23 protein-coding genes are annotated in these 25,251 nt (G+C 55.3%); 17 read left to right on the plus strand and 6 right to left on the minus strand.

The features are described from left to right. Nucleotides 1-91 precede the first annotated feature (91 nt). The 13 genes from pta to NF347_RS07325 all read left to right on the plus strand — a co-directional run bounded on the left by pta (nt 92) and on the right by NF347_RS07325 (nt 11,801). Nucleotides 92-1,102, plus strand: a complete 1,011-nt coding sequence (gene pta / locus NF347_RS07265; RefSeq protein WP_107035257.1) for a phosphate acetyltransferase — start codon at nt 92-94, stop codon at nt 1,100-1,102. A gap of 42 nt (nt 1,103-1,144) precedes the next feature. After that, the gene (locus tag NF347_RS07270) at nt 1,145-2,350 is read left to right on the plus strand and encodes an acetate/propionate family kinase (protein ID WP_107035258.1); all 1,206 of its coding nucleotides are present in this window, start codon (nt 1,145-1,147) and stop codon (nt 2,348-2,350) included. A gap of 25 nt (nt 2,351-2,375) precedes the next feature. After that, nucleotides 2,376-3,272: a diaminopimelate dehydrogenase gene (locus tag NF347_RS07275; RefSeq protein WP_107035259.1), complete on the plus strand. Its 897-nt coding sequence runs from the start codon at nt 2,376-2,378 to the stop codon at nt 3,270-3,272. Nucleotides 3,273-3,281: 9 nt separating this feature from the next. Then, nucleotides 3,282-4,661, plus strand: a complete 1,380-nt coding sequence (locus tag NF347_RS07280; protein WP_107035260.1) for an alanine/glycine:cation symporter family protein — start codon at nt 3,282-3,284, stop codon at nt 4,659-4,661. Next, complete coding sequence (locus NF347_RS07285) at nt 4,630-4,953, plus strand: metal-sulfur cluster assembly factor (RefSeq protein WP_107035261.1); 324 nt, start codon at nt 4,630-4,632, stop codon at nt 4,951-4,953. Before NF347_RS07280 ends, NF347_RS07285 begins: the two co-directional genes overlap by 32 nt. A gap of 25 nt (nt 4,954-4,978) precedes the next feature. After that, nucleotides 4,979-5,722, plus strand: a complete 744-nt coding sequence (locus NF347_RS07290) for a UDP-2,3-diacylglucosamine diphosphatase (protein WP_107035262.1) — start codon at nt 4,979-4,981, stop codon at nt 5,720-5,722. A 546-nt stretch (nt 5,723-6,268) separates the two neighbouring features. Further along, nucleotides 6,269-7,042: an IS5 family transposase gene (locus NF347_RS07295; RefSeq protein ID WP_107035088.1), complete on the plus strand. Its 774-nt coding sequence runs from the start codon at nt 6,269-6,271 to the stop codon at nt 7,040-7,042. Nucleotides 7,043-7,261: 219 nt separating this feature from the next. Next, nucleotides 7,262-7,471, plus strand: coding sequence for a hypothetical protein (locus tag NF347_RS07300; protein WP_133165447.1), 210 nt, complete (start codon nt 7,262-7,264; stop codon nt 7,469-7,471). Next, on the plus strand, nt 7,458-8,255 hold the full coding sequence (locus tag NF347_RS07305) for a threonine/serine exporter family protein (RefSeq protein WP_107681445.1): 798 nt from the start codon (nt 7,458-7,460) through the stop codon (nt 8,253-8,255). Before NF347_RS07300 ends, NF347_RS07305 begins: the two co-directional genes overlap by 14 nt. Before the next feature lie 20 nt (nt 8,256-8,275). Continuing rightward, complete coding sequence (locus tag NF347_RS07310; RefSeq protein ID WP_107035265.1) at nt 8,276-8,758, plus strand: threonine/serine exporter family protein; 483 nt, start codon at nt 8,276-8,278, stop codon at nt 8,756-8,758. A 74-nt stretch (nt 8,759-8,832) separates the two neighbouring features. Continuing rightward, entirely contained in the window at nt 8,833-9,732 is a 900-nt protein-coding gene (locus tag NF347_RS07315) for a LysR family transcriptional regulator (protein ID WP_107035266.1), read from the plus strand. Nucleotides 9,733-9,794: 62 nt separating this feature from the next. Then, complete coding sequence (locus NF347_RS07320; RefSeq protein WP_161553786.1) at nt 9,795-11,174, plus strand: OmpP1/FadL family transporter; 1,380 nt, start codon at nt 9,795-9,797, stop codon at nt 11,172-11,174. A gap of 81 nt (nt 11,175-11,255) precedes the next feature. After that, nucleotides 11,256-11,801, plus strand: coding sequence for a hypothetical protein (locus NF347_RS07325; protein ID WP_128702155.1), 546 nt, complete (start codon nt 11,256-11,258; stop codon nt 11,799-11,801). Nucleotides 11,802-11,932: 131 nt separating this feature from the next. On the opposite strand, the gene NF347_RS07330 is transcribed toward NF347_RS07325, so the two are convergent. Together NF347_RS07330 and NF347_RS07335 are read right to left on the minus strand one after the other, a co-directional pair. Then, nucleotides 11,933-12,421 carry a hypothetical protein gene (locus NF347_RS07330; RefSeq protein WP_107035269.1) on the minus strand — a complete coding sequence of 163 codons (489 nt, stop codon included), beginning with the start codon at nt 12,419-12,421 and terminating at the stop codon, nt 11,933-11,935. 430 nt (nt 12,422-12,851) lie between these two features. Further along, nucleotides 12,852-13,700 (minus strand): alpha/beta hydrolase, encoded by an 849-nt coding sequence (locus NF347_RS07335; protein WP_107035270.1) that lies wholly within the window; start codon nt 13,698-13,700, stop codon nt 12,852-12,854. 129 nt (nt 13,701-13,829) lie between these two features. Here NF347_RS07335 and NF347_RS07340 point away from each other — a divergent pair, with 129 nt between their 5' ends. Next, nucleotides 13,830-14,615 (plus strand): potassium channel family protein, encoded by a 786-nt coding sequence (locus tag NF347_RS07340; RefSeq protein WP_107035271.1) that lies wholly within the window; start codon nt 13,830-13,832, stop codon nt 14,613-14,615. On the opposite strand, the gene NF347_RS07345 is transcribed toward NF347_RS07340, so the two are convergent. After that, a complete protein-coding gene (locus tag NF347_RS07345; protein WP_161553787.1) occupies nt 14,600-14,998 on the minus strand; it encodes a TIGR04076 family protein in 399 nt (132 codons plus the stop codon). The two genes, NF347_RS07340 and NF347_RS07345, sit on opposite strands and share 16 nt — an antisense overlap. A 136-nt stretch (nt 14,999-15,134) precedes the next feature. Between NF347_RS07345 and NF347_RS07350 the strand changes: the two genes are divergently transcribed. The 3 genes from NF347_RS07350 to NF347_RS07360 all read left to right on the plus strand — a co-directional run bounded on the left by NF347_RS07350 (nt 15,135) and on the right by NF347_RS07360 (nt 19,372). Next, nucleotides 15,135-18,353: a S41 family peptidase gene (locus tag NF347_RS07350; protein WP_237612980.1), complete on the plus strand. Its 3,219-nt coding sequence runs from the start codon at nt 15,135-15,137 to the stop codon at nt 18,351-18,353. Nucleotides 18,354-18,533: 180 nt separating this feature from the next. Continuing rightward, a complete protein-coding gene (locus NF347_RS07355; RefSeq protein ID WP_107035273.1) occupies nt 18,534-19,190 on the plus strand; it encodes a 3'-5' exonuclease in 657 nt (218 codons plus the stop codon). Then, on the plus strand, nt 19,187-19,372 hold the full coding sequence (locus NF347_RS07360; protein ID WP_107035274.1) for a hypothetical protein: 186 nt from the start codon (nt 19,187-19,189) through the stop codon (nt 19,370-19,372). The genes NF347_RS07355 and NF347_RS07360 overlap by 4 nt, the downstream gene beginning before the upstream one ends. A 133-nt stretch (nt 19,373-19,505) precedes the next feature. Here NF347_RS07360 and NF347_RS07365 read toward each other — a convergent pair whose 3' ends face one another. From NF347_RS07365 to NF347_RS07375, 3 genes are all read right to left on the minus strand, one after another. After that, nucleotides 19,506-21,677: a M3 family metallopeptidase gene (locus NF347_RS07365; RefSeq protein WP_237612978.1), complete on the minus strand. Its 2,172-nt coding sequence runs from the start codon at nt 21,675-21,677 to the stop codon at nt 19,506-19,508. A 265-nt stretch (nt 21,678-21,942) separates the two neighbouring features. Then, the gene (locus tag NF347_RS07370; RefSeq protein WP_107035275.1) at nt 21,943-23,397 is read right to left on the minus strand and encodes a DEAD/DEAH box helicase; all 1,455 of its coding nucleotides are present in this window, start codon (nt 23,395-23,397) and stop codon (nt 21,943-21,945) included. A gap of 186 nt (nt 23,398-23,583) precedes the next feature. After that, nucleotides 23,584-24,873: a mechanosensitive ion channel family protein gene (locus NF347_RS07375; RefSeq protein ID WP_161553788.1), complete on the minus strand. Its 1,290-nt coding sequence runs from the start codon at nt 24,871-24,873 to the stop codon at nt 23,584-23,586. Nucleotides 24,874-25,251: the final 378 nt, after the last annotated feature.

Consider the following 25,251-nt stretch of genomic DNA (forward strand, 5'->3'; position numbering starts at 1 on the left):
CAGCCGGTAATTTGTTCCTTTTTTATAGGTCAGTTTCGGGATATTGCCTAAATTTGCGTATAAAATTCAACCTAATCACACTACCTGTCAAATGGAACTGATAGAGAAAATGACCGCAAAGGCCAAGGCCAATATCCAGCGGATAGTTCTCCCGGAAGGCACTGAGCCCCGTACTCTTTCGGCTGCTGACCGAATCATCGCCGAAAAAATCGCCGACATCACCCTCATTGGTGATCCCGCCGACATACACGCCCTTGCAAAAGAGCTGAAACTCGAGCACATCAAGGACGCCAACATCGTCAATCCGGCCGACGAGAAAGTCATCGACCGCTATGCGCCGCTCTTTTTCGAACTGCGCAAAAACAAGGGCATCACCATGGAGGAGGCTCGCCTGACTACGGCCAATCCGCTATATCTCGGCTGCCTGATGGTGAAAGCCGGCGACGCCGACGGACAGGTGGCAGGCGCACAGAACACCACCGGCAACGTGCTCCGCGCCGCATTCCAGGTGATCAAGACACAGCCCGGCATCAGCGTCGTTTCGGGAGCGTTCCTCATGCTGCTCCCCGAAGGACTCAACTTCGGCACCGACGGCATACTCGTCTTTGCCGACTGTGCGGTAGTTCCCGATCCCACAGCCGAGGAGCTCGCACAGATAGCCGTATCGGCCGCACAGACCGCCCGCGACATAGCCGGCATAGAGCCGCGTGTGGCAATACTCAGCTTCTCCACCAAGGGCAGCGCACGCCATGAGCGCGTCGACAAAGTGATCCGCGCCACTGAGATAGCCAAAGAAATGGCGCCCGACCTCATTCTCGACGGAGAGCTGCAGGCCGACGCAGCAATCGTGCCCGGAGTAGCACACTCCAAGGCACCCAACAGCCCCCTCAACGGCCGCGCCAACGTGCTGGTGTTCCCCTCGCTCGAAGTCGGCAACATCGCCTACAAGCTCGTGCAGCGCCTGGGCGGAGTACAGGCTGTAGGTCCGGTGCTGCAGGGACTCGCCGCCCCGGTCAACGACCTCTCGCGCGGATGCTTCCCCGAGGATATCTACAAGACCATCATCATGACCTGCAATCAGGCCATCGGACTTAAAAACTGACCGAAATTCAACATATCATAACGCTACAATCTTTAATCAGGCATGAAAATATTAGTGCTTAACTGCGGCAGCAGTTCCGTGAAATACAAACTGATCGATACCGACACAGACAACACCATGGCCGAAGGCGGAGTAGAGAAAATCGGACTCGCCGACGGATTCCTCAAATTCAAGAAAGCCGACGGATCGAAAGAAATACAGCCCCTCGGACTCACCGACCATAAGGGAGCCGTCGAAGCCATACTCAACAACCTGACCGATCCCACCGTCGGATGCATCAAGGACTACTCGGAGATCGACGCCGTCGGACACCGCGTGGTGCACGGAGCGGAAAAATTCAATAAATCGGTGCTGATCACCGACGAAGTCATACAGCAGGTAAAGGACTGCTACAACCTCGCACCGCTCCACAACCCCGCCAACATCACCGGCATCGAAGCCATCTCGGCTCTCATGCCCGAAGTGCCTCAGGTAGGAGTGTTCGACACCGCATTCCATCAGACCATGCCCGCCAAGTCGTTCATGTATGCACTCCCCTACAAGTTCTATAAAGAGGACGGAGTGCGCCGCTACGGATTCCACGGCACCAGCCACCGCTACGTGTCGGCTCGCTCATGCGAATTCCTCGGACTCGACATCACCAAGCAGAAAGTCATCACCTGCCATATCGGCAACGGCGGATCAATCACCGCTGTGCTCTACGGCAAGAGCGTCGACACATCGATGGGACTCACCCCCACCGAAGGCCTCATGATGGGCACCCGCGTGGGCGACGTTGATCCCGGAGCGATCACATATCTCATGCACCGCCACGGCTACACCGCCGACGACATACAGCGCATCATCAACAAAGAGAGCGGCATAGCCGGAGTCACAGAGATATCCTCCGACATGCGCGAGATTGAAGCAGCCGACAATGCCGGCGACGAGCGCGCCCAGCTCGGACTCGACATGTATGAACAGCGCATCATAAAATATATCGGCGCCTACGCCGCAGAGATGGGAGGAGTCGACGTCATCGTGTTTACAGGCGGAGTCGGCGAAAACCAGACAGGCGTACGCGAGAACGTATGCGAACCGCTTAAATTCATGGGTGTGGAGATCGACAAGGATCTCAACGCACGCACACGCGGCACCGAAACCGAAATATCCACTCCCGCATCGAAAGTAAAGGTAGTGGTCATACCCACCGACGAAGAGCTGATGATCGCACGCGACACGCGCGACATCGTTTCGGCTCTCAAATAACAACTATCAATAACACACACACTCTATGAACAAAATCAAAGCAGCGATCGTAGGCTACGGCAATATCGGACGCTTCGTGCTCGAATCGCTTCAGGAAGCCGACGACTTCGAAATCGCCGGAATCGTACGCCGAAGCCTCGGCGCGCAGCCTGCCGAACTCGCCCCCTACAAGGTAGTGACCGACATTGCCGAACTGGGCAAAGTCGACGTGGCTATACTCTGCACACCCACACGCGAAGTGCAAAAGCACGCATCGGCAATGCTCGCCGCCGGCATCTGCACCGTCGACAGCTTCGACATCCACTCGCTCATACCGCAGCTCCGCCGCGACCTCGGCAAAATTGCCAGCCAGCACGGCACAGTGGCAGTCATCTCGGCCGGATGGGATCCCGGAAGCGACTCCGTGGTAAGGACACTCATGCAGGCTGCCGCGCCCAAAGGCGTGACCTACACCAACTTCGGTCCCGGAATGAGCATGGGCCACACCGTCTGCGTCAAATCCAAACCCGGAGTAAAGGACGCACTCTCCATGACCATACCCCTCGGCACAGGCATACACCGCCGCATGGTATATGTAGAACTTGAGCCGGGAGCAAAGCTCGACGACGTGGCCAAAGCCGTGAAGACCGACCCCTACTTCGCCAGCGACGAAACCCACGTGATCGAAGTCAAATCGGTCGATGAAGTCAAGGACATGGGACACGGCGTCAACATGACCCGCAAAGGAGTTTCCGGACGCACACAGAACCAGCGTTTTGAATTCAGCATGAGCATCAACAACCCCGCGCTGACCGCACAGATACTCGTCGGAGCGGCGCGCGCGGCCATGCGTCTGCAGCCCGGAGCCTACACCATGATCGAGATACCCGTCATCGACCTTCTTCCGGGCGACCGCGAGGAACTCGTGGCACATCTCGTCTGACAGGCGATCATGACATCGATATCCGACACACTTACGCAGGTAGCCGACACTTTGTGCGGCTACCCGCTTTTCATTGTGCTTATCGGTGGAGGACTCTTCCTGTTTCTCTACTCTGGCATGGTCTCGGTGCGACGCCTTCCCGACGCTCTGGCTGCCCTTCGCCAAAACCGCTCCGGAGACGCCCCGCAACGCGGCATCAGCTCCGCACAGGCACTGCTGTCGGTCGTGGCCGCCACCGTCGGCATGGGCAATATAGCAGGAGTGGCCATCGCACTCGCCATGGGCGGACCCGGAGCCATCTTCTGGATGTGGATAAGCGCCATCGTGGGCATGAGCACCAAATATCATGAAGGGGTGCTCGCCATACTCCACCGCTCCACACGCACTGACGGCACTCCGGTCGGCGGCCCGATGCATATCATCACCTCAGGACTCGGCCGCCGATGGCGTCCGCTCGCTGTGATATTCGCCATAGCCGGAATGTTCGGCACACTCTGCATCATCAACGCCAACCAGCTTGCCGAAGCGCTCGCCACAGCAGCCTCCTCGGCCGGACTGGCCGACGACTCCCACGCCCTACGCCTGTCGCTCGGCATACTGATGGCCCTCATCGTAGGAAGCGTGGTGATCGGAGGCATCAAGCGCATCGCATCCGTAGCCACAGTGCTCGTACCGTTCATGGTCACGACCTACTTCATCATGGTGGCCTACATCGTGGCCGCCAACATCGAGGCTGTACCCGGAGTGTTCGCCTCTATTTTCAGCGAGGCATTCAGCCTCCGCGCCGGATGGGGAGCACTGGCCGGAGTGGCCATCATCGGAGCACGCCGCGCAGCCCTCGTCAACGACGCCGGAGTAGGCACCGCCTCCATCATGCACGCCACGTCGGCCAACAAGGAGCCCGTCAGAGAAGGACTCATCGCCATGCTCGGCCCGGCCATAGACTCAGGCTTCGTATGCACACTTACAGCCGTGGCTCTGCTGCTTGCCGGCGACTTCAGCCAGAGCGGACCGCAAGGACTGTCGCTCGCCATCGATGCATTCGGCCGAGCCATACCCTTCGGCGAATATCTGCTCACAGCCATAGTCACCTGCTTCGCCCTCAGCTCCATGTTCACCTATTCATTCTACGGCAGCCGTTGCGCCGCCTACCTGTTCGGCGAACGGAGCAGCCGATGGTACACACTCGCGTTCACCCTGTCGCTGATACTGTTCGCAGCCGTACCGCTGAGCGCCGCAGTAGCCATGTGCGACCTGTTCTACGCCCTCATGGCATTCCCAACCATGCTCTCGCTTATATTGCTCCGCAAAAGCGTGAGAAAAGCAACCCTACAATACTTCAACAGAGATAACAACTATGCTGACACCACAAGAGAAGCTACAGCTTGAAGAAAAGGTAGTAGCAATGCTCAAGACTGTCTTCGACCCAGAGATACCGGTCGACATCTACAGCCTCGGACTCGTCTATGGAATCGATATAGACGATGACGCCAATCTGAAAATCGACATGACACTGACAGCGCCCAACTGCCCCGCCGCCGACTTCATCATCGACGACGCACGCATAAAGCTCGAAAGCATCGAGGGGATCAAAAGCGTGGATATACGCCTCGTGTTCGAACCCGTATGGGACAAGGACATGATGAGCGACGAAGCCAAACTCGACCTCGGCTTCATGTAATACGCACCATCACCCCGCGCACGACATGGATCAGGAAAAAGCCTACTTCATATCCGACCTGCATCTGGGAGCGCAGTGGATCGCCGACAACCGCGCCCACGAACTCGCCATTGCCGAATGGATCAGATCGCTTGCCGGCAAAGCCTCCGCGCTCTACATCCTCGGCGACGCCATCGACTACTGGTATGAATACCGCACCGTGGTGCCACGCGGATTCGTGCGCTTCTTCGCGGCCATTGCATCGCTCACCGACGCCGGGACGCCGGTCTACTGGCTTAAAGGCAACCATGACATATGGATCTTTGACTACCTGCCCCGGGAGATCGGAGTGAAAGTGATCGACGGCCCGCTCCACACCCGGATACTCGGCCACACATTCTATCTCGAGCACGGCGACCTTAGCGGAGAGCCGCGCCCCTCCTACCGCCGGATGCAGCGCATATTCCGCAACCCCACTGCACAACGGCTCTTTGCAGCCATACACCCGCGATGGACCGTCGGATTCGCCCACCGATGGTCGTCCCACTCACGGCGCAACGGCAAAGAGGCATCCGACCGGCTCAGCGACAACGACCAGCTGATCACATTCGCAAAAAACTACCTCGCCATGCATCCCGACACCGAATACTTCGTTTTCGGCCACCGCCACGTGGTAGTTGACACTGACATCGCTCCGGGATGCCGCCTCGTGATACTCGGCGAAGGATTCCGGCTCATGACCTACGGAGTTTTTGACGGAAACAGCTTCGAAATTCACAAAATTAAGTAACATTAACAATCGGAGCGTTTTTATAGAAAATTTACTACCTGTTGAATGTCAACATTTTGTAACATATGCCACAATTTTTATGCGCTACAATGATGTTACACAACATATTTTTTTATTCGTCGGTGACAGAATTAAGGCATACCTTTGCGTTACAAAACTAAAACAATCTTTTTTACCTTAGAAATTCTACCTTATTGAAACTCATAGGAGAGGATTCCGCGGCAGCGGCGTCCTCTTTTATATTTATGGCCACAGCACAGTCCGGCCCACAGCACACCTTGCCATCCCTCCGCTGTCACACCGGCATCCCCTCCGTCGACCGTCGGCCACAGATCCTACCGATAGCCGCTATCGTAATTTCCCATCAAAAACACTATGTACCCACAGCCACATAAGCTTACTTTGCGGCCGCAAAAGCTGATCGGCCGACAGTCACCGACGCACAAAACACAAATCTAAGAAACTGTTTAAAATTAGAATTGAAAAAATGTTATAGGGCATAACAAACCCTCAGCCAAAGTGTTGAAGGAGAAAAACATTGTTCATATGCATAGAATCAATCTCTATCAGACACTTTTGACCGAGGGTCAATGGTCTTATATAAACGAAGTATTCTTCGAAAATGATTGTCGCAAACGTAAAAATTCACTACGGAGCCTATTCGAAGCGGTATTATACCTACTGGTCACAGGATGTCAGTGGAGGATGCTTCCGCACGATTATCCCAAGTGGCAATTGGTGTACTATTACTTCCGAAAGTGGTCCAAAGAAGGTAGAATCGAACATTTGCTCAACAAACTTGTACGAAAGGTGAGGAAGAAACGAAATCAATCAGAAAGTCCCTCTGTGGGAGCATTGGATGCCCAGAGCGTTAAATGGGGCAACCGTAAGAGTGACAATGGATTTGACGCAAACAAGAAGGTCAAGGGCATCAAACGTAACATCGTGGTTGACCGCAATGGCTTTATTCTTGCCCGGACAGTATGCAGTGCATCGGTTCATGATTCCCATCAGGCTCACCCATTGTGTAATGCAGCAGACAGAGAGTGGGAACGGCTTGAAAAGGTTCTTGTTGACCGTGGTTACCGGGGGGAGATTGCTAAAGATATTGAAAAAGATTTTGCAATCAGCCTTGAGGTTTCCAATACTCCAAACGGGACTAAGGGATTCATACCGAAACCTCTCAGATGGGTAGTCGAGAGAACTTTCTCATGGCTTGATTGGTTCCGTCGCCTTTCACGCAATTATGAAGAATCAACAGAGGTCGCTGAAGAAATGATTGATTTGGCTGCCATAAAAATTTTATTGAATCAAATTTAAACAGTTTCTAAGAGATTGTCTAAATTTATATAATACGGGTTTTGAGAAGGATTGTCAGATGGATTTTTGTTTGTGATGAGGGAGTGTAGCCGTAGCTACATGACCGAGGAGCAAACAAAAAGACGCTGGAAAGACTCTCAAAAGCAAAGTGATATGAATTTTAGACAATCTCTAAAAGCCGGCAGCCGATGTTATTAATCATATAAAAACTACAATATCATGTATCGACCGTTGATCACATGGGCTGCACTGGCAGCATTACTTATTATCCTCTTTATCGTAAGAACCGCGATAGTCTGCCACCGTCACCGCTGCCACCGCCACAGAAAACACCTGCATATAGTGGAAATCGGTTCTGAACGCGACGAATTCTTCGTGCCAGGCGACCGTCCGACCTACGACAATAGCCGTGACTATGAAGACTGCTGAACAACCGGACCACACCACCACAGACCACCGCACGACCATGGTAAGAGATCTGCTCACCGACTACGCCGGATGGCTGCTCGGCTGCGGAGCCACATGCATCAGGCTTGAGAAAAACCTCAAACGCATAGCCGCCGCCTACGGACAGGATGTGGAGATCACCATATCGCCGCATCATGTCCACATATATATAGTCGACCGAAACGACCGGACAGTATTCACCTCGATCGCCACCGCAAAAGGAGCCACCAGCTTCGACACCATCACCCGGCTGAGCACCCTCAGCTGGCGCATAGCCGACACAGGAATCGACATCCGACGCGCGCGACGCATGTTTGACATCATCGTCAACGACCGCCCGCGCCACACATGGGTCGTCCCACCGCTCGTAGCGCTTGCCAACGCATCGTTCTGCCGACTCTTCGGAGGCGACATCCAGGCGATGGCTGTAGTATTCATGGCCACCCTTGCCGGCTACAACCTCAAAATGTGGCTCACATCAATGCGCGCCGACCTCAGGCTGACTTTCCTCCTATGCTCCTTCGCATCGGCAGTGATCGGAGCGAGCAGCTATCTTTTCAATCTGGGCGATACGCCACAGATCGCCATCGGCACCAGCATACTCTATCTCGTACCCGGCGTACCGTTCTTGAATTCGTTCAGCGACATGCTCCACCGGTTCTACATCTGCTCGTTCGGACGACTCATGGACGCCACAGTGCTCACCGCCTGCCTGTCGATAGGCCTGTGCGCCGGAATGATAGTGATGGGAGTAGGCATGTTTTAAGCAACACATACACGACAATCATGGATATCGATATACTGTCCGACGCGTTTTTCGCCGCGCTTGCAGCCATAGGATTCTCCTCCATAAGCCGGCTGCCGCTACGCGCCTATCCCTACTGCGCGGCCATCGCCGCACTCGGCCACTCGCTACGCTACCTGCTCATGATGCGCCCAGTGCCCGGATTTCACATCTTCTGGGCAAGCCTCGTGGCGTCGTTCCTTATCGGACTCATAGCCGTGATGATCTCCTCAAGAACCCGCACTCCCGCCGAAGCCTATTTCTTCCCGGCGCTGCTGCCCATGATTCCGGGCATGTATGCCTATCGGGCGTTCGGCGCACTGGCCGTATGCGTGCTCAACGACAACCCCGACACGTTCGGCTACTACTTCTATCAGGCCGCAAGCAACGGATTCGTATGCATGGCTGTGCTTATAGCCATGGTCACCGGAGCCACACTCCCGATATTCATATTCAAAAAAATATCGTTTCAGGCCACAAGATAGACTCTTTTTTGTTACTTTTGAAAAGAACCGACAATAAGCGTTCATCACCAACAGCCACACACACCTGCCACATAATGGAATTACGACAGATCAGATACTTCGTCAGACTGGCCGAATGCCTCAGCTTCTCTGAGGCCGCACGCTCGCTCTGCATCACACAAAGCACCCTCTCGCAACAGATCAAACAGCTCGAAAACGAATTCGACACACTGCTGTTCGAACGCACAAGCCACAGCGTAGCCCTCACCGAAGCGGGCCGCGAGCTCTTGCCTGTCGCACGCAAAGCAATCTCCGCGGCCGACGACTGCCGATCACGCATCGACGATCTCTCCGACATGAAATGCGGCACACTCAACATCGGAGTCACCTACTCCTTCAGCCCGATACTTACCGAAAGCATCGTCACATTCATGAAAATGTATCCCAGCATAAAACTCAACGTGCTCTACAAACCGATGTCGGAGCTGATGGAAGCCCTGCGACGACGCGAAGTGGATTTCGCACTCGCCTTCCGACCGCTGCAGCCCGCAGAGGGAGTGGAATCACACATCCTTTTCCAGAGCTATCTGGCAGCCATAGTGCGGCCCACCCATTCGCTGGCCTCGCACTCACGCCTGTCGCTCCACGACCTGCAGCCCTACGACCTCGCGCTCCCCGCCAGAGGACTCCAGGCACGCAACGCATTCGACAGCGTGGCATCATACTTCACCGGCATGAGAGTGAGGATCGAACTCAACGAAGTCAACATACTCCTACGACTTATCGGACAGACCGACCTTGTCACCATACTGGCCGAAGCCACCATACACAACATTGCCGGAGTAAAAGCGATCCCCCTCGACATCCCCGACAACACCATGACCGGATGCGTACACCTGCTGACCGACTCATACCGCAAACGATCCATGCAGGAATTTCTGCGCATACTCTCCGACTCCGTCGCCGTCAGAGAACGCCAAAATGCATGGCTCTGATGCTGGTGTCGGCAAAAATGAGTAACTTTGCGGCCATTATTCATAAAAAAACACAGAACAGAATGATTAAACGGACCGCAACCGCACTGGCTGCCCTGCTGTGCATCGGCATGACAGCTAAAGCCGAAGGCTATCAGATCAACACACTCAGCGCACGGCAGCTTGGCATGGGACATACCGGCACGGCACTGCACCTCGGCGCGGAAAGCATGATATTCAACCCGGCCGGAATGGGCTTCGCCAACACCACATTTGACTTTACAGGCAGCATCACAGGCATCAAGGCCGACGCTACCACAATACACGACGGACAGAAATACCACACCGACAACGGCATCTCGACACCCATAGCACTCAACGCATCATTCCGCATCTACGACAACCTTCAGGCCGGAGTAGCCTTCTATACACCCTACGGAAGCTCCATCGACTGGGGTCGCGACTGGCCCGGCGCCGTGCTCAACAGTTCGGTTGATCTCCGCATGTTCACCATACAGCCCACCCTGGCATGGCGCATCACACCACGCCTGTCGGTAGGCGCCGGACTCATGATGACATGGGGCAACGTCGACCTCCACAAAGCGCTCGTCAGCGCATCGACATTCGACCATATTCTCGGAGCCGGACTCTCCAACATGCTCGGACTCCCCGCCGACTACCGCTTCGGCAACACATCGCCCGCATCGGTCGGACTCAAAGGCACGTCGCAGATGGCATTCGGAGCAAACATCGGCGTGATGTACGACATCAACGACCGGTGGACTCTCGGAGCTTCGTTCCGCACACGCATGACCATGACCGTCAAAAAAGGCGACGCCACTGTAAGCTATGCCAACGAAGTGGCCGAAAAAGTGCTTGAGGACCGGCTCAACATGATCAACGCCGCCAACTTCAAGGCATCAATGCCCGCACCCTACGTGCTCGGAATGGGAGTAAGCTTCCGTCCCACCGACCGCCTCACACTCGCGCTCGACGCACAGCTCACAGGATGGAACACCTACAAAAGCCTCGACATAGAGTTTCTCAACGACATCGCAAGCGCCTACAACCAGCATATCGTCAAGAACTACCACAACTCGTGGGCATTCAAGGCCGGAGCACAGTATGCGCTCACACACCGGTTTGACATCCGTGCCGGACTGATGGTCGACACCGATCCCGTCGACATCAACCACTACAACCCCGAGACACCCGGCATGACCAAAATTGAGCCTACTGTCGGATTCTCCTTCCGACCCATCGAACATCTCTCAATCGACCTCGCATTCATGTATATCGCCGGACTGGGCAAAGACGGAGCCTCATGTACATATCCCGATCTGCTGGCCGCATCGGTCGGACAGATGTTCCCACAACTGCAGCTTCCCGCCCAAAAGACATTCAAGGCCGACTACCGAGTGCACGCATTCGCCCCCTCGATAGGCATCTCCTATAAATTCTGAGCCCCTCGTTTTATATCCGCCGAACTTTTTTCAATGGCCATTGGTTTATATCGTGTAACCAAACTTAACTTCTTATAGATTATGAGAAAATTGATTCTCTCTGTGGCTGTTGCGACCGTAGCGCTTATGGTAGCATGTACCGGCAAACAGCAGGCCGACAAGGAAGACGGCGGTATCATGGCCAAAATCGAGAACTGCACCAACACCGACTCCCTGAAAGCCTACGTGGATCAGGCCAAGGCCTATGCGCAGACACTCGTCAGCGAGGGCAAGATCGAGCAGGCCAAGGAATTCTTGGCCAAGATCGAACCCGTTGTCAAGCAGAAAGCACCCGCACTCGCCACTATGCTCACCTCGGCAGAGTCTGCGCTCGACAAGGTTGAATCAGCAGTAGGCGAAACCGCCGACAGCACCAAGCAGGCTGTGACCGACTCCGTAGGCAACAAGATCGACGCTGCCAAGCAGACCATCAGCAACAAGGCATCAGCGACAGTCGACAAAGCCACCGACGCCGTTGAAAACGCCGCCGGAAAGGCCTCCGACGCAGTAGGCAAAGCAGCCGACAAGACTGCCGACGCAGTCAACAAAGCCACCGATGCAGTCAAGGACAAACTCAAAGCCGACTGACCCAAGCCACCAAGGGAATCATACCCCCGACCATAAATAAAAGCACTGTGTCACATATCGTTTGTGACACAGTGCTTTTGTTTTCATCATGCTGACAAGGAGCATCACCCCGACATCAATAACACACCGGATCACCTGTCATCATAGTGGTGATCGTCATAGAGCTGATGATCATCGTAGCAGTGATCGTCATAATCGTAATGATGATCATCATAAAGCTGACATATACCGCTGTATGTATCGTCATCTTCGCTGCAATATGTATCATCATCCCGGCTATCCTCTATCTGATTGATCCGATGCTGAAGTATTTCGATCTCCTCCTGAATCATGTCGTAGCGATCCGACATCACATCGCAGTCATAAAGACTTTTCTCAAGCTCGTCGATGCGGCATTGAAGCTCGTCCACGTCACAATCGTCATATCCCGATGCCGCACGGCTGTCATCGATCACCTTCTGATACTCGGCTATACGGCGTTTCGATTCCATGATCTGATGCTCAAGCTCGGCGATCCGCGCATGATACGACGTATCGCGTATCCCACTGCCATATTCGCTTCCCGGCTGCGCCGACACGCAGTCCGACCTTCCCGAAAACCACTTGCGCATCATCGACATAGCGGCAAAACCGCCTATCAAATTCCATAACGACATACTATCCCTTTCTTGTTATAACAGAGAATATCCATTTTATCAGCCACATCACTCCGACCACTGATGCCGAAATCACCAGAAGAGCCGTCCAGAATCCCGGGCATACTAATGATACGATAACCAGTATCAATATCACCCATAAAACTATGCCGATCACGACGTCAGTTTATATCCGCACCATCTTTGAGAGCTTGACCGAGCCAGCCGAACACACATAAAATCGCAATAATGAATGCCATATCCTTAAATTTTTTGGAGCACGCTTTCATCCCGCATATTCTATTTCTGTGCCATCAGTCCGCATGCTCGGGTTTCGGGGAAAGCCACCATGGCTTTCAACGGCAAAATTAGCAGTCAGCTGGGCAAGAACGCCGCACCGGCATGTTAAACATCTTTATCGACGCAGTACCCGACCGAAAAAATCGAGCTGAGGATATATGGCTCGCTTCCAATACTGCCCGTTGTGCTGACCCGGCGAAGTCAGATAAATGTGAGGAATGCGCCGGGCATTGAGCGCGCTGTCAAGGCTGCAGTTGACCTTATAGAAGAAATCCTCCGTACCGCAGTCAAATATGATGTTTATCTGACCGGGCTTTAGCGAATCGACGAGATTTATCACCGTGTGGCGGTCCCACCGCTCCCTGTTCTCCGACTGCTTGCCAAGCAACCCATGCATACCCCAGCTCTTTGGGAAAGGCCTGATATCCACCCCGCCCGAACTGGCTCCCGCATGAGCGAACACATCGCTGTGGCGTATGGCGAGCCACAAAGCTCCGTGACCTCCCATACTGAAACCCGTGATGGCACGGCTCTGAGCCTGAGGTATGGTGCGGTACATCGAATCGATGGCCGGCACAAGCTCCTTAATGAAAAAACTCTCCATCTGCATACCGGGCTTCACAGGGCTATCCCAGTACCAGCTGTTGAAGCCCGACGGACACACCACCACAGCCCCGTAGCGCGTGGCTATGCTGTCAACCGGCACCAGCCGCGGCCAGTTGCGATAGTCGCCGCCATGACCGTTGAGCAGATAAATCACCGGATAACGTGTCGTATCGCTGCCGTAGCCCTCGGGCACAGCCACAGTCACCTTCATCGGACGGTCGATATACGACCCGCTCACGGTGATCGTGTCGACCAAGGCCGGAGTCTTGTAACCCTGACGGGAAGGTGCCATTGACGTAAGCGCAGCCACAGTACCCAACGCAAGCACAGCTAATGATGATTTAAGAAGTCCTTTCATAGGAGTCAAACAGTTTGGAAGAGTTACTTATGCAAAAGTATAAAACTTTTCGCGATCAGCCGATGTTAAGAATGAAAAACGTTCCTACTGATTTTGTGAGAGTCAGATAATTTTAAGAATCAATCACCTATGGCCGACAACATAAACCCACCCGCCACCCCACCTGCCACGGCCGCCAGCCTGAAGCGTCTGCACAGGATCGCCAGAGAGAAAAGCATCATCACCGGTCTGTTCAACACACTTGTGCTTCTGCTCTCGGTGATGCTTATCGTGTGGATTTCTCTCGACACCTTCAACAATGTCGACTTCCTCAACAGCCGCCCCTACATGACATTTCAGCTGTGGGTATGCGTGTTCTTCATCATCGACTTTTTTGTCGAACTCGCATTTGCCCCCGACCGGTGGCGCTACATAGCCCACCGCATCGTGTTCCTGCTACTGTCGATCCCCTACCTCAACATCATCGGACTGCTCGACATACAGATGTCCGACACCGCACTCTACTTCGTCAGGTTCATACCGCTTGCGCGCGGCGCACTCGCCATGTCGATCGTCATAGGCTACCTGTCGTCCAACGCCATATCGAGCCTGTTTCTATCCTACATCGTGATAATGGTGATGGTCACCTACTTCTGCTCACTCATCTTCTTTCAGGAAGAATACGGCATCAACCCACAGGTCGACACCTACTGGACTGCCCTCTGGTGGGCGGCCATGAACATGACAACTGTCGGATGTGATGTGTCGCCTGTCACAGTCGCCGGAAAAATCGTCGATGTAGTGCTCCCTGTCGTAGGAATGGTCATATTCCCCCTGTTTACAGTCTATCTGACCGACTACGTGACACGTCAGGTAAGAAAAGGCCACAGCCGCGACGACAGCGAGGCCTCATCCGGCGGTCAGACACGGTCATAATCCACCCTGAATATCACAGCGCGTGTAGGATCGCCACACGACAACAGCCTCGGGCCACCATCGGCTGTAGCGGCGCATCCGGCCGCCTCTGCAAGCCGTGGCGCTATAGCCGCCCATGCCCTGCCACACATGCCACGGGGAGGAATACCCGCCTCTACCGGACCGTCGATCAGCCACGACTGACCCTGATTGAGCAGCGGACACGGCCCCGCCTCGGGATCGTCAAGATAACGGGCCTGCAGATCCTCGACCCACATGCGCCTCACCACAGTCAGACGGCATCGGCGTCCGCAGTTGCCGGTCATCGCTGCCGCAGACGCCGGCGCGGTAGCCGCCATGGCCGCCACCGCAGCAAGAGCTTTGCAGAAGTTTCTTCGATTCATACTGCAAAAATAGTCAAATCCTGCCGGAAAATCGCTACATTTGCGTGACAATATAACCCCACCCCGGCCTGACCGCCACCATAAGCAGGCCGGGAAGCATTCACCATAATAAACCGACATTATGAGAATTATCGCTATGGCAGCCTTGATGGCCGTTTCAGGCTACGGACTGCAAGCCATGGATCAGCCCGACGGAGCGCGTCTGCTGAGATTTCCGTCCACCAACGGCAAGGAAGTGGTGTTCACCTACGCCGGAGATCTCTACACCGCTCCGCTCGCCGGAGGAGAAGCCCACAGGCTGACATCCCACGAAGGATACGAAATGTTCCCCCGTTTCTCCCCCGACGGACGCCACATCGCCTTCACCGGCCACTACGACGGCAACACCGAAGTGTATCTGATGCCGTCGGACGGAGGCACCCCTAAACGGCTGACATACACGGCCACCAACGCGCGCGATGACATCGGCGACCGTATGGGACCCAACAACATCGTCATGACATGGAGTCCCGACGGACAAAGCATCGTCTACCGCAACCGCATCTCCGACGGCTTCGACGGACGGCTCTGGACCATCTCGCCCCAAGGAGGCATGTCAAAGCAGATTCCCCTCCCCGAAGGAGGATTCTGCAGCTTCTCGCCCGACGGCCGCAAGATGGCCTACAACCGGGTGATGAGAGAGTTCCGCAACTGGAAATATTACCGCGGAGGCATGGCCGACGACATCTGGATCTATGACCCCGAGGCCGCCACGGTCAAGAACATCACCGACAATGTGGCCCAGGACATAATACCGATGTGGATCGGCGACGAGATATTCTTCATATCCGACCGCGACATGACCATGAACTTCTTCGTCTACAACACACTGACCGGCACTACAGAGAAAGTCACCGACTTCACCGACTACGATGTGAAATTCCCGTCGACCGACGGCCATATCATCGTGTTTGAAAAGGGCGGATACCTCTACAAGCTCGATCCGGCCACGCGCTCCACATCGAAAATAGATATACGGCTCAAACCGGAGGCCAACTTCGCGCGCACCGCACGCAAACCGGCCGGTTCGCTGATCAGAGCCGTCTCCACCTCGCCCGACGGCAGGCGCATGGCCGTCACCGCACGCGGAGAAGTGTTCGACATCCCAGTCAAAGAGGGAGTCACACGGTGCATCACCCTCACACCCGGAGCCAATGAGCGCAACGCCACATGGAGTCCCGACGGACGCAGCATAGCCTATATTTCCGACCGCACAGGCGAAACCGAGATATGGCTACAGCCTGCCGAAGGAGGCGAACCGCGTCAGCTCACCAAGGACAACGACACATACATCAGAAATCTACAGTGGAGTCCCGACTCGCGCCACATACTCTACACCGACCGCAAAAACCGCATCGTGGAGGTAGATCCCGCCGGCGGATCGAAACGCACCGTCCGACAGAATCCCGAAGGAGAGTTCTTCGACGTGGCATACTCGCCCGACAGCCGCTGGATCACCTACACACGCTCCGGCGCCAACAACATGAGCGTTGTCTACGTGATGAATCTCGCTTCAGGCGAGGAAATAGCCGTCACCGACAAATGGTACGACTCCTCGTCACCTGTGTTCAGCTCCGACGGACGCTACCTCATTTTCAGCTCTGCCCGCGACTTCAACCCCATCTACAGCCGCACCGAATGGAACCATGCCTACGGCAACATGGACTGTCTCTACATAGCCCTTCTCGAAGCATCCACCCCTTCGCCGCTTCTCCCCTCCGACCCGGCTGTAGCCACCGCTGAACAACCCGAAAAGGCAACCGGATCCAAGACCGAAGCCTCCAACGCTCCGACAGTACGCATCGACCCCGACGGCATCTCCGGACGCATTGTCCGCCTACCGCTGCCCACATCATGGTATGCCAACATCTACAGCGACGGCCACCGCGTCTGGTACTACAGCGGCGGATCCACCAAAGTGTTTGATCTCGCCACACAAAAAGAGGAGACCGTGGCCGAACGTGCATCGATGGAGGTTAGCCCCGACGGCAAGACAGCAACCTTCGTCAGAGGCAACGACATCTTCGTCACACCACTGACTGCAGCGAAAGCATCGCTCGACAAAGCCGTCGACACATCCGACATGATCGCCGTCATCGACTATCCGCAGGAATGGGCACAGATCTTCGACGAGACATGGCGCGCGTTCCGCGACGGCTTTTATCTCGAAAACATGCACGGAGTCGACTGGAACGCCATAAGGCAGAAATATGCCGTGCTTCTGCCCCACGTCAAGACACGCCTCGATCTCAACTACGTGATCGGAGCCATGATATCGGAACTGGCCTGCGGACACGCCTACGTCAATCCCGGCGACACGCCACGCCCCGAGAACATACCTATGGGACTCCTCGGAGCAGAAATCTCGCGCGACAAGAGCGGCTACTACCGCATTGACCGCATACTTCCCGGCGCGCCCTACAGCGAAAACCTCCGGTCGCCACTCGCGCTGCCAGGACTCGACGTGAAGGAGGGATACTACATCACTGCCATCGACGGAGTTGACCTCGCCGGATGCCCCAACATCTACAGCCGCCTGATCGGCAAAGCCGGAAAACTCACCGAGCTCAAGATCAACTCACGCCCTACAGCCCGGGATGCACGCAAGATCGTCGTACGTCCGATTGACAACGAATATCCCCTCTACCACTACGACTGGGTACAGAACAACATCCGCAAAGTCAGCGAGGCCACCGACGGACGCGTAGGCTACATCTATATCCCCGACATGGGACCCGAAGGCCTTAACGAGTTCGCACGCTACTACTATCCGCAACTCGACAAGGAAGCACTCATCATCGACGACCGAGCCAACGGCGGAGGCAACATATCGCCTATGGTCATCGAGCGCCTGATGCGTAAACCCTACCGACTGACAATGAGCCGCACATCATCCAAAGTCGGCACTATTCCCGAAGGAACACACGTAGGCCCCAAAGTGCTCCTCATCAACAAATACTCGGCATCCGACGGCGACCTGTTCCCCTGGAGCTTCAAAGCCAATAAACTCGGCACCGTCATCGGCACCCGCACATGGGGAGGAATCGTAGGCATCAGCGGCAGCCTTCCCTACATGGACGGCACCGACGTCAGAGTGCCGTTCTTCACCAACTTCGACGCTGCCACAGGACGCTGGATCGTGGAGAACCACGGAGTGGATCCCGACATACTCGTCGACAACGACCCCATCCGCGAACAGGCCGGTGAGGATCAGCAGCTCAACCGCGCCATCGAAGAAGCGCTGCGGCAGCTCAAAGACCGCAAACCGCTCCCCGAGGTGCCCGCACCGCGCACATTCCGCGACCTCGGACTCTGATCCGCAACAGGATAGCCTCAACACCGACAGGGCCATGTGTCAGCAATCAGATGCCATGACACATGGCTCTCTCTATTTTCTGGCTCACTGACATTGCGCCGAAACACGCCCCCCTGCCACCACCATCCACTGTTTTTTTGGCCGCGTTGCCGGCTTTTTTTCGTAACTTTGCCGAGTCTTATGAAAACCACCAACACTACAGTCACCATAACCAAAGAGCAACTGGCACCGATGCCGCTTGTCGAATACTCATCGCCCATCACGGTGATCGACACTCCCCAGGCCGAAGCCGAAGCGCTGACACGAATCCGGCGCCACCCAGTTGTGGGCTTCGACACCGAAACCAGACCGTCGTTCCGCAAAGGCCATCCCAACAAAGTGGCGCTCATGCAGGTGTCCACCGACGAAGAGTCGTTTCTCTTCCGCCTCAACCGACTCGGATTCTCTCAGCCGATGAAAGAATTTGTGGAAGACGCCGACACGCTAAAGGTAGGCCTATCGCTCAAGGACGATTTCCACGTCATGCACCGCAACTCCGACTTCGAGCCACGCGGATTCATCGACCTGCAGAAGATCGTCACACAATGGCGCATATCCGACACCAGCCTGCAGAAAATCTACGGCATACTCTTCGGCCGGCGCATATCCAAAGGACAACGGCTCAGCAACTGGGAAGCTTCCGAACTGACACCCGCCCAGCAACGATATGCCGCTATCGACGCATGGGCATGCCTCGTCATCTACCGACATCTCACGCAAGGGCTCTTCGACCCCGAAGCATCACCCTACCGCACCGAAATCACACCGCAGCAACCGTCACAGACACCACAGCAATGAAACGCTCCACGCTCATACCCATCCTACTGCTCATATATCTTGCCGTGATGGCCTATATAGGCCGGCAGGAGCTGGCCGACGGCCACTATCTCTTCTACTTCGGAGTCATCGGCCTCACCCTCGCCTGCATTATAGGACTGCACTTCACACTGCGCCACCGCGAACGCAACCGCCGCAAGTAAGACCCGGCAGCAAGCATCCACCCGGCCACCGGCCTCACCGACACCCGCCCGGGCCGATACCGACAAAAAATGACAGGGCGCCGCAGCCTAAATAGTTGCAGCGCCCCGCTTATTTGTCAGTCGCAACGACGGCTTACTTGCCGCCGGGCATGTTTATATCGGTCTTTTCAGGCTCATCGTCCTTGAGCAGTCCGCGGTTGCGCAGCAGCGCCTCCACGCGTGGCTCACGGCCGCGGAACTTCTTGTAAAGCTCCATCGGATCCTCAGTGCCTCCCGCCTCAAGGACATACTTCTTGAAAGCGGCCGCAGTGGCAGGATCAAAGATACCCTTCTGCTTGAACAGCTCGAAGCCGTCGGCATCAAGCACCTCGGCCCACAGATAAGTGTAATAGCCCGAAGCATAGCCGTCACTTCCGAATATATGACGGAAATAAGGGCTTCTGTAGCGGAACTGCACCTCGGCAGGCATGCCCAGACGCTCTGCCACCGACTTCTCGAAAGCGCTCACGTCGACATTTTCGGCATCGGCGCCGGTCAGCTTGCCCCACTGCAGATCAAGCAGCGCGGCACCCACCAGTTCGGTGGTCATGAAGCCCTGATTGTGCTTGGCAGCAGCCTGAAGCTTCGCCACAAGCGAATCGGGTATCACCTCGCCGGTCTTGTAGTGGCGGGCATAAGTGCGAAGCATCTCAGGCTCAAGAGCCCAGTGCTCATGGATCTGCGAGGGAAGCTCCACGAAGTCGCGGTCGACATTCGTGCCGGCCTGACTGCGAAGCTTGGCGCGGGTCAGCATACCGTGCAGACCATGGCCGAATTCATGGAACATAGTGGCCACCTCGTCGAGGGTCAGCAGCGAAGGAGTATCGCCGGCCGGCTTCGAGAAATTGCCAACATTGTAGACGATCGGACGCTGCGACTTGCCGTCGGGATCGACAAACGCACCCTGAAACTCGCTCATCCACGCACCCTGGCGCTTCGAAGCACGGGGGAAATAGTCGGTCATGAACACCGCCACATGCTGCCCCTTGAGATCCTTCACCTCATACACCTTCACTTCGTCGTAATACTTCGGAGCATTGGGCAGTTCGGTGAATGTCACTCCATAGAGTCTTTCAGCCATAGAGAATATACCCTTTCTGACGTTTTCGAGAGCGAAATAGCTGCGCACCTCGTCCTCGTCGAGAGCATACTTGTCGCGACGCACCTTTTCGGCATAGTAATAGTAATCCCACGGAGCGATCTTGAAGTCATTGCCCTCCTTGTCGGAGAGAGCCTGCATTTCAGCCACCTCCTCATGCACCCGCTCTACCGCCGGCTCCCATATCTTCATGAGCAGACCCTCGGCATTGGCCGGATTCTTGGCCATCACATTGGCCGTCATATACGACGCATAGTCGGGATAACCGAGCAGACGCGCCTTCTCCGCACGCAGCTTAACGATCTGCTGTATGACCGGACGGTTGTCAAACTCGCCTGACGACGCAAGATTGATGTATCCCTCATACATACGGCGGCGGAGATCACGGTTGTCGGCATACTGGAGCAGCGGCAGACGGCTCGGAGCCTGAAGCGTGAACACCCACTTGCCGTCAAGTCCGCGCGACTTGGCCTCCTCGGCGGCCACAGCCACATTGCTTGCCGGTATTCCGGCGAGCATCGCCTCATCGTCGACCACGATCGAGAAAGCGTTCGTAGCGTTCAACAAGTTCTTGTTATACTGCAGATAAAGCTCCGTCAGCTGCGAATTGATCTTCTTGAGCTTCATCTGATCCACCATGTTGAGCTTGGCGCCCGACCTGACGAAATCCCTGTAAAGTTCCTCCACGGCTCTCTTCTGCTGCGGGTTCAGACCCTCTTCGTCGCGGGTTTCATACACGTGTTCCACACGTCCGAAAAGCAGCGAGTTCATCATCAGCTCGTCGCTGCTTTGCGACACGAGCGGATAAGCCACCTCGCTTATGGCCACCATCTCGGGCGACGAATTGGTCTCGTCAAGACTCGAGAATACCATCATCACACGGTTGAGCAGCTCGCCCGACTTCTCGAGCGCAAGCACCGTATTGGCAAATGTCGGCTCGTGAGCCTGGCCGGTGATCTTCTCCACCTCCTGCTCGCGGCGGGCTATGCCCTCCTTGATAGCGGGCAGATAGTCGTCGTAGGTGATCTTCTCAAACGGCGGAATGTTGAATTGCGTGCCATAAGGCACGAGAAATGGATTCTTGCGTTGCTGTGACATCGCTTCTGGTGTGAGTGCCACCGCGGCAGTCATAAGAGCCGCAGTGAGCGTTAGATAGTGTTTTCTCATATTAATGACTGGTAGAAAATCCAACAATATATTGTCTTGCTGATGATTTCAGAGAGTGTTTGAATTTCACTTCTATTCACTCAAAGAGGATTTTCGGAGAGATTTGCGTCAGTTGAGGATGGAGCGATGCGGGCATCGTGACCGATGAAACCTGACACAAATCGCCCGAAAAGACCTTTGAGAGGATAGAAAGAAGTCCATATATATTTCTTCGTGTTAAATTCAAAACTCTCTAAGAGCTGTCCGCGGGAGTTGATGGCACTTCTTACTGCCATGACTCACCTCCGTGCCCTGACTCACCTCCGACGCCCTTGCTGTCGCCACCCTTGCGGCGGCCATGCCACTTGCGGCGGCCGTTGTTGCGACGGACTCCGCGGTTAGCGCCACCCGCTTCAGCCCCACCGCCCTGCGACGGCCTATCGACGGCTGTCATCGCGGCGTCTTTGGCATTCCTGGCGTCCCCTGAACTCTTACGGCCACCTTTGGGCGCACCGTTCCTGCGCGAATTTCCGCCACCGTTGCGTCCCTTCTGACTCTTCGGCTGCTGCCTTAAGCCTGAGCGACGTTCCGGCCTGTACTGAGGCGCCTCGCCAATACGCTCGGGAAGATCCTCTTTCTTCACCTCATAGCCGAGGAAGCGCTCTATGCCGCCGAACTTCACCTGATCACGCTCTCCGACAAACGTCACCGCCGTACCGTCGCTGTTGGCGCGCGCCGTGCGTCCGATACGGTGTATGTAATCCTCCGGCTCGTATGGCACATCATAGTTGACCACCATCGCGATGTCGTCTATATCTATGCCGCGCGCCACTATATCCGTTGCCACGAGCACGTCGATATTGCCAGCCCGGAAGTCGAGCATCACATTCTCGCGCACCGTCTGGTCAAGATCCGAGTGCATCTCGCCTATACGTATTCGGGCCTTCGACAGCGCGCGCGCCAGCTCCTTGACCTTTAGCTTCGACGCGGCAAACACTATGACACGCTGCGAATGACGCTCACGGAGCAGATGCTTCAGTATCTCCGTCTTCTGCGCCTCATAGCACACGAAAGCCGACTGACTTATCTTGTCGGTAGGCCTCGACACAGCGATCTTCACCTCCACAGGATCGTTGAGTATCGTCGCCGCCAGCTGCTGTATCTTCGGAGGCATCGTCGCCGAGAACATCAGCGTCTGACGCTCCTTGGGAAGCTGCCTTACGATCTGCATTATATCGTCGTAGAAACCCATGTCGAGCATACGGTCGGCCTCGTCGAGGATAAAGAACGACACCTTCGACAGATCCACATAACCCATGCTCAGATGAGCGAGCAGACGCCCCGGAGTGGCTATCACCATATCGGCGCCCATCTTGAGACCGCGCTCCTGACGGGCAAACTCCTTGCCGTCAGTGCCGCCGTATATGGCCACACTCGATATCGGCAGGAAATAAGAGAAACCCTCCATCTGGCGGTCGATCTGCTGCGCAAGCTCACGCGTGGGAGCCATCACTATGCAGTTGACGGCATCGGAAGGATAATCGCCCTCCGACAGACGGCTGATCACCGGCAGCAGATAAGCCGCCGTCTTGCCTGTGCCGGTCTGCGCCACAGCCAGCAGATCGCGCCCTTCGAGCGCTATAGGTATTGCCTGCTCCTGTATTGGGGTGCACTCGCTGAAATTCATGTCATAGAGCGCGTCGAGCACTTCATCACTGAGGTCAAGCTCTTCAAAAGTCATTGTGGGTATAGATTGTTACTGCGTTTTTTCGATTCACCCACAAAGTTACGAATTTTTTACCGCACTCTCCCCTTGGCGCCGCCCAAAATTACCGCCCATTATGCTTCCCCGCCCCAATAAGCCTCATCCGATACGCTCCGATCCATCCGACAACTCCGATCTCACTCAAAAATATCCGCCAGGTGGTCAGGAACGTGAGTCAGCAGGAAGCATCTCCACCGTTTCCGTATCCATGCCCGAGGCATAGTTGAACAGACGCAGGTCAAAGTCGCCGCACACAGCCGCTATATGCTCGAATATCTCGCTCTGCACAGCCTCGTAGGCGGTCCATGCCGTAGTGGTGAAACACCATATCTGCAGCGGAATCCCCGTAGTGGTCGGAGCAAGCAGCCTGACAAGAATCTGCTGGTCGGTCACGATCAGCGGATGATCGAGCAGATATTGGCACATATACGCGCGAAACAGACCGAGATTTGTCTCAATCGTGCCGTTGACCACGGCTGTGCCCGGATCATAATCTACCTTGCCGGCACTCTTCGCGCGGTCTATGAACGTCTTCATCTTGGGATATTTGGCCGAAACGCGCTGAAGCAGATCGTCGTCACACCGCTTCACAGTGTAAGCCTCGAAATTGACCGAACGGCATATCTGCCGGGCACCCGACTGCGACATGCCGCGCCAGTTCTGAAACGAAGTCGACACCAGCGTATACGGCGGAAGAGTCACTATGGTATTGTCCCAGTTTCTCACCTTCACAGCCGTCAGCGACACATCCGTCACTATGCCGTTGGCAATTGTCGACGGCACCACGATCCAGTCGCCCACATGGAGCATATCGTTGTTCGACAGCTGTATGCCGGCCACAAAACCGAGTATCGTGTCCTTGAACACAAGCATGAGCGCAGCGGCAAACGCGCCAAGCCCCGCCAGAAAAGCTCCGGGAGTCTTGCCCAGAAGCAGCGACCCTATGATGACGGCCACGATTATCCACACTATCCCCTTGCCGACATTCAACACGCCCTTCAGCGGAAGATTGTTGGTATTCTCCTTCTCGTCAAAGCGCGTCCACACAAATGTCAGCACCGCACACACCGCCATAGCCACCACCACCACGGTATAGACATACAGCGCCAGACGGAACAGACGGAGCATCGGCGAACTCGTGTCGAAAGCAAACGGCAGAAGAGCCAGCACCACAAGCGGAGGTATCACGTGGCTGCACTTCGTCAGCAGATGCTGTTCCAGCATGAGCCGTCCGGCCGCACTGTCGCGGAGCCTTACGAATCGCTTGGCCACAAACAGTATGCAGCGCCTGACGATCCAGCCCGCCAGCAACGCCACAGCCACTATCACAGCCACATACACCCACTCCTCGACACCCTTTGCCCTGTCGAGTCCAAGGTGATCAAGCAAACGGTCGATATGAGTCAGAAGCCATTGCGCGGCCTGATGGGTGGGAATGATGTCAGCCAACATAGTAAAGCAAACTTGATAATATTGTTGAAACTTACACATTACCAACACTCCGGCTACCACAAAAGTTCCGACGCCCGACGCTAAGACCGACTTACACAAAATCTAACCAGCCACACACTAAGTAACTCGCAAAAATTAGCTGCGAGTGATTTTTGAGATTTGTTCGAGTGGTTTTTGCTTGAAGACGAGGGCGTGTAGCGAGCTACACAACTGAGGATGAAAGTAAAAAACGCCGGACAAAATCAAAAAGTGCCGCAGCAAACCATGGGTTACTGACGAGTTTCATAATATCAACTAATTTTTAAGAGTTACTTACCATCACATCAAAAACATACCGCAAATAGTCAAAAGACTTGATTTACCCCTTCGATTTACAGC

This window comes from Paramuribaculum intestinale (assembly GCF_030759015.1).
GTDB classification, from domain to species: domain Bacteria; phylum Bacteroidota; class Bacteroidia; order Bacteroidales; family Muribaculaceae; genus Paramuribaculum; species Paramuribaculum intestinale.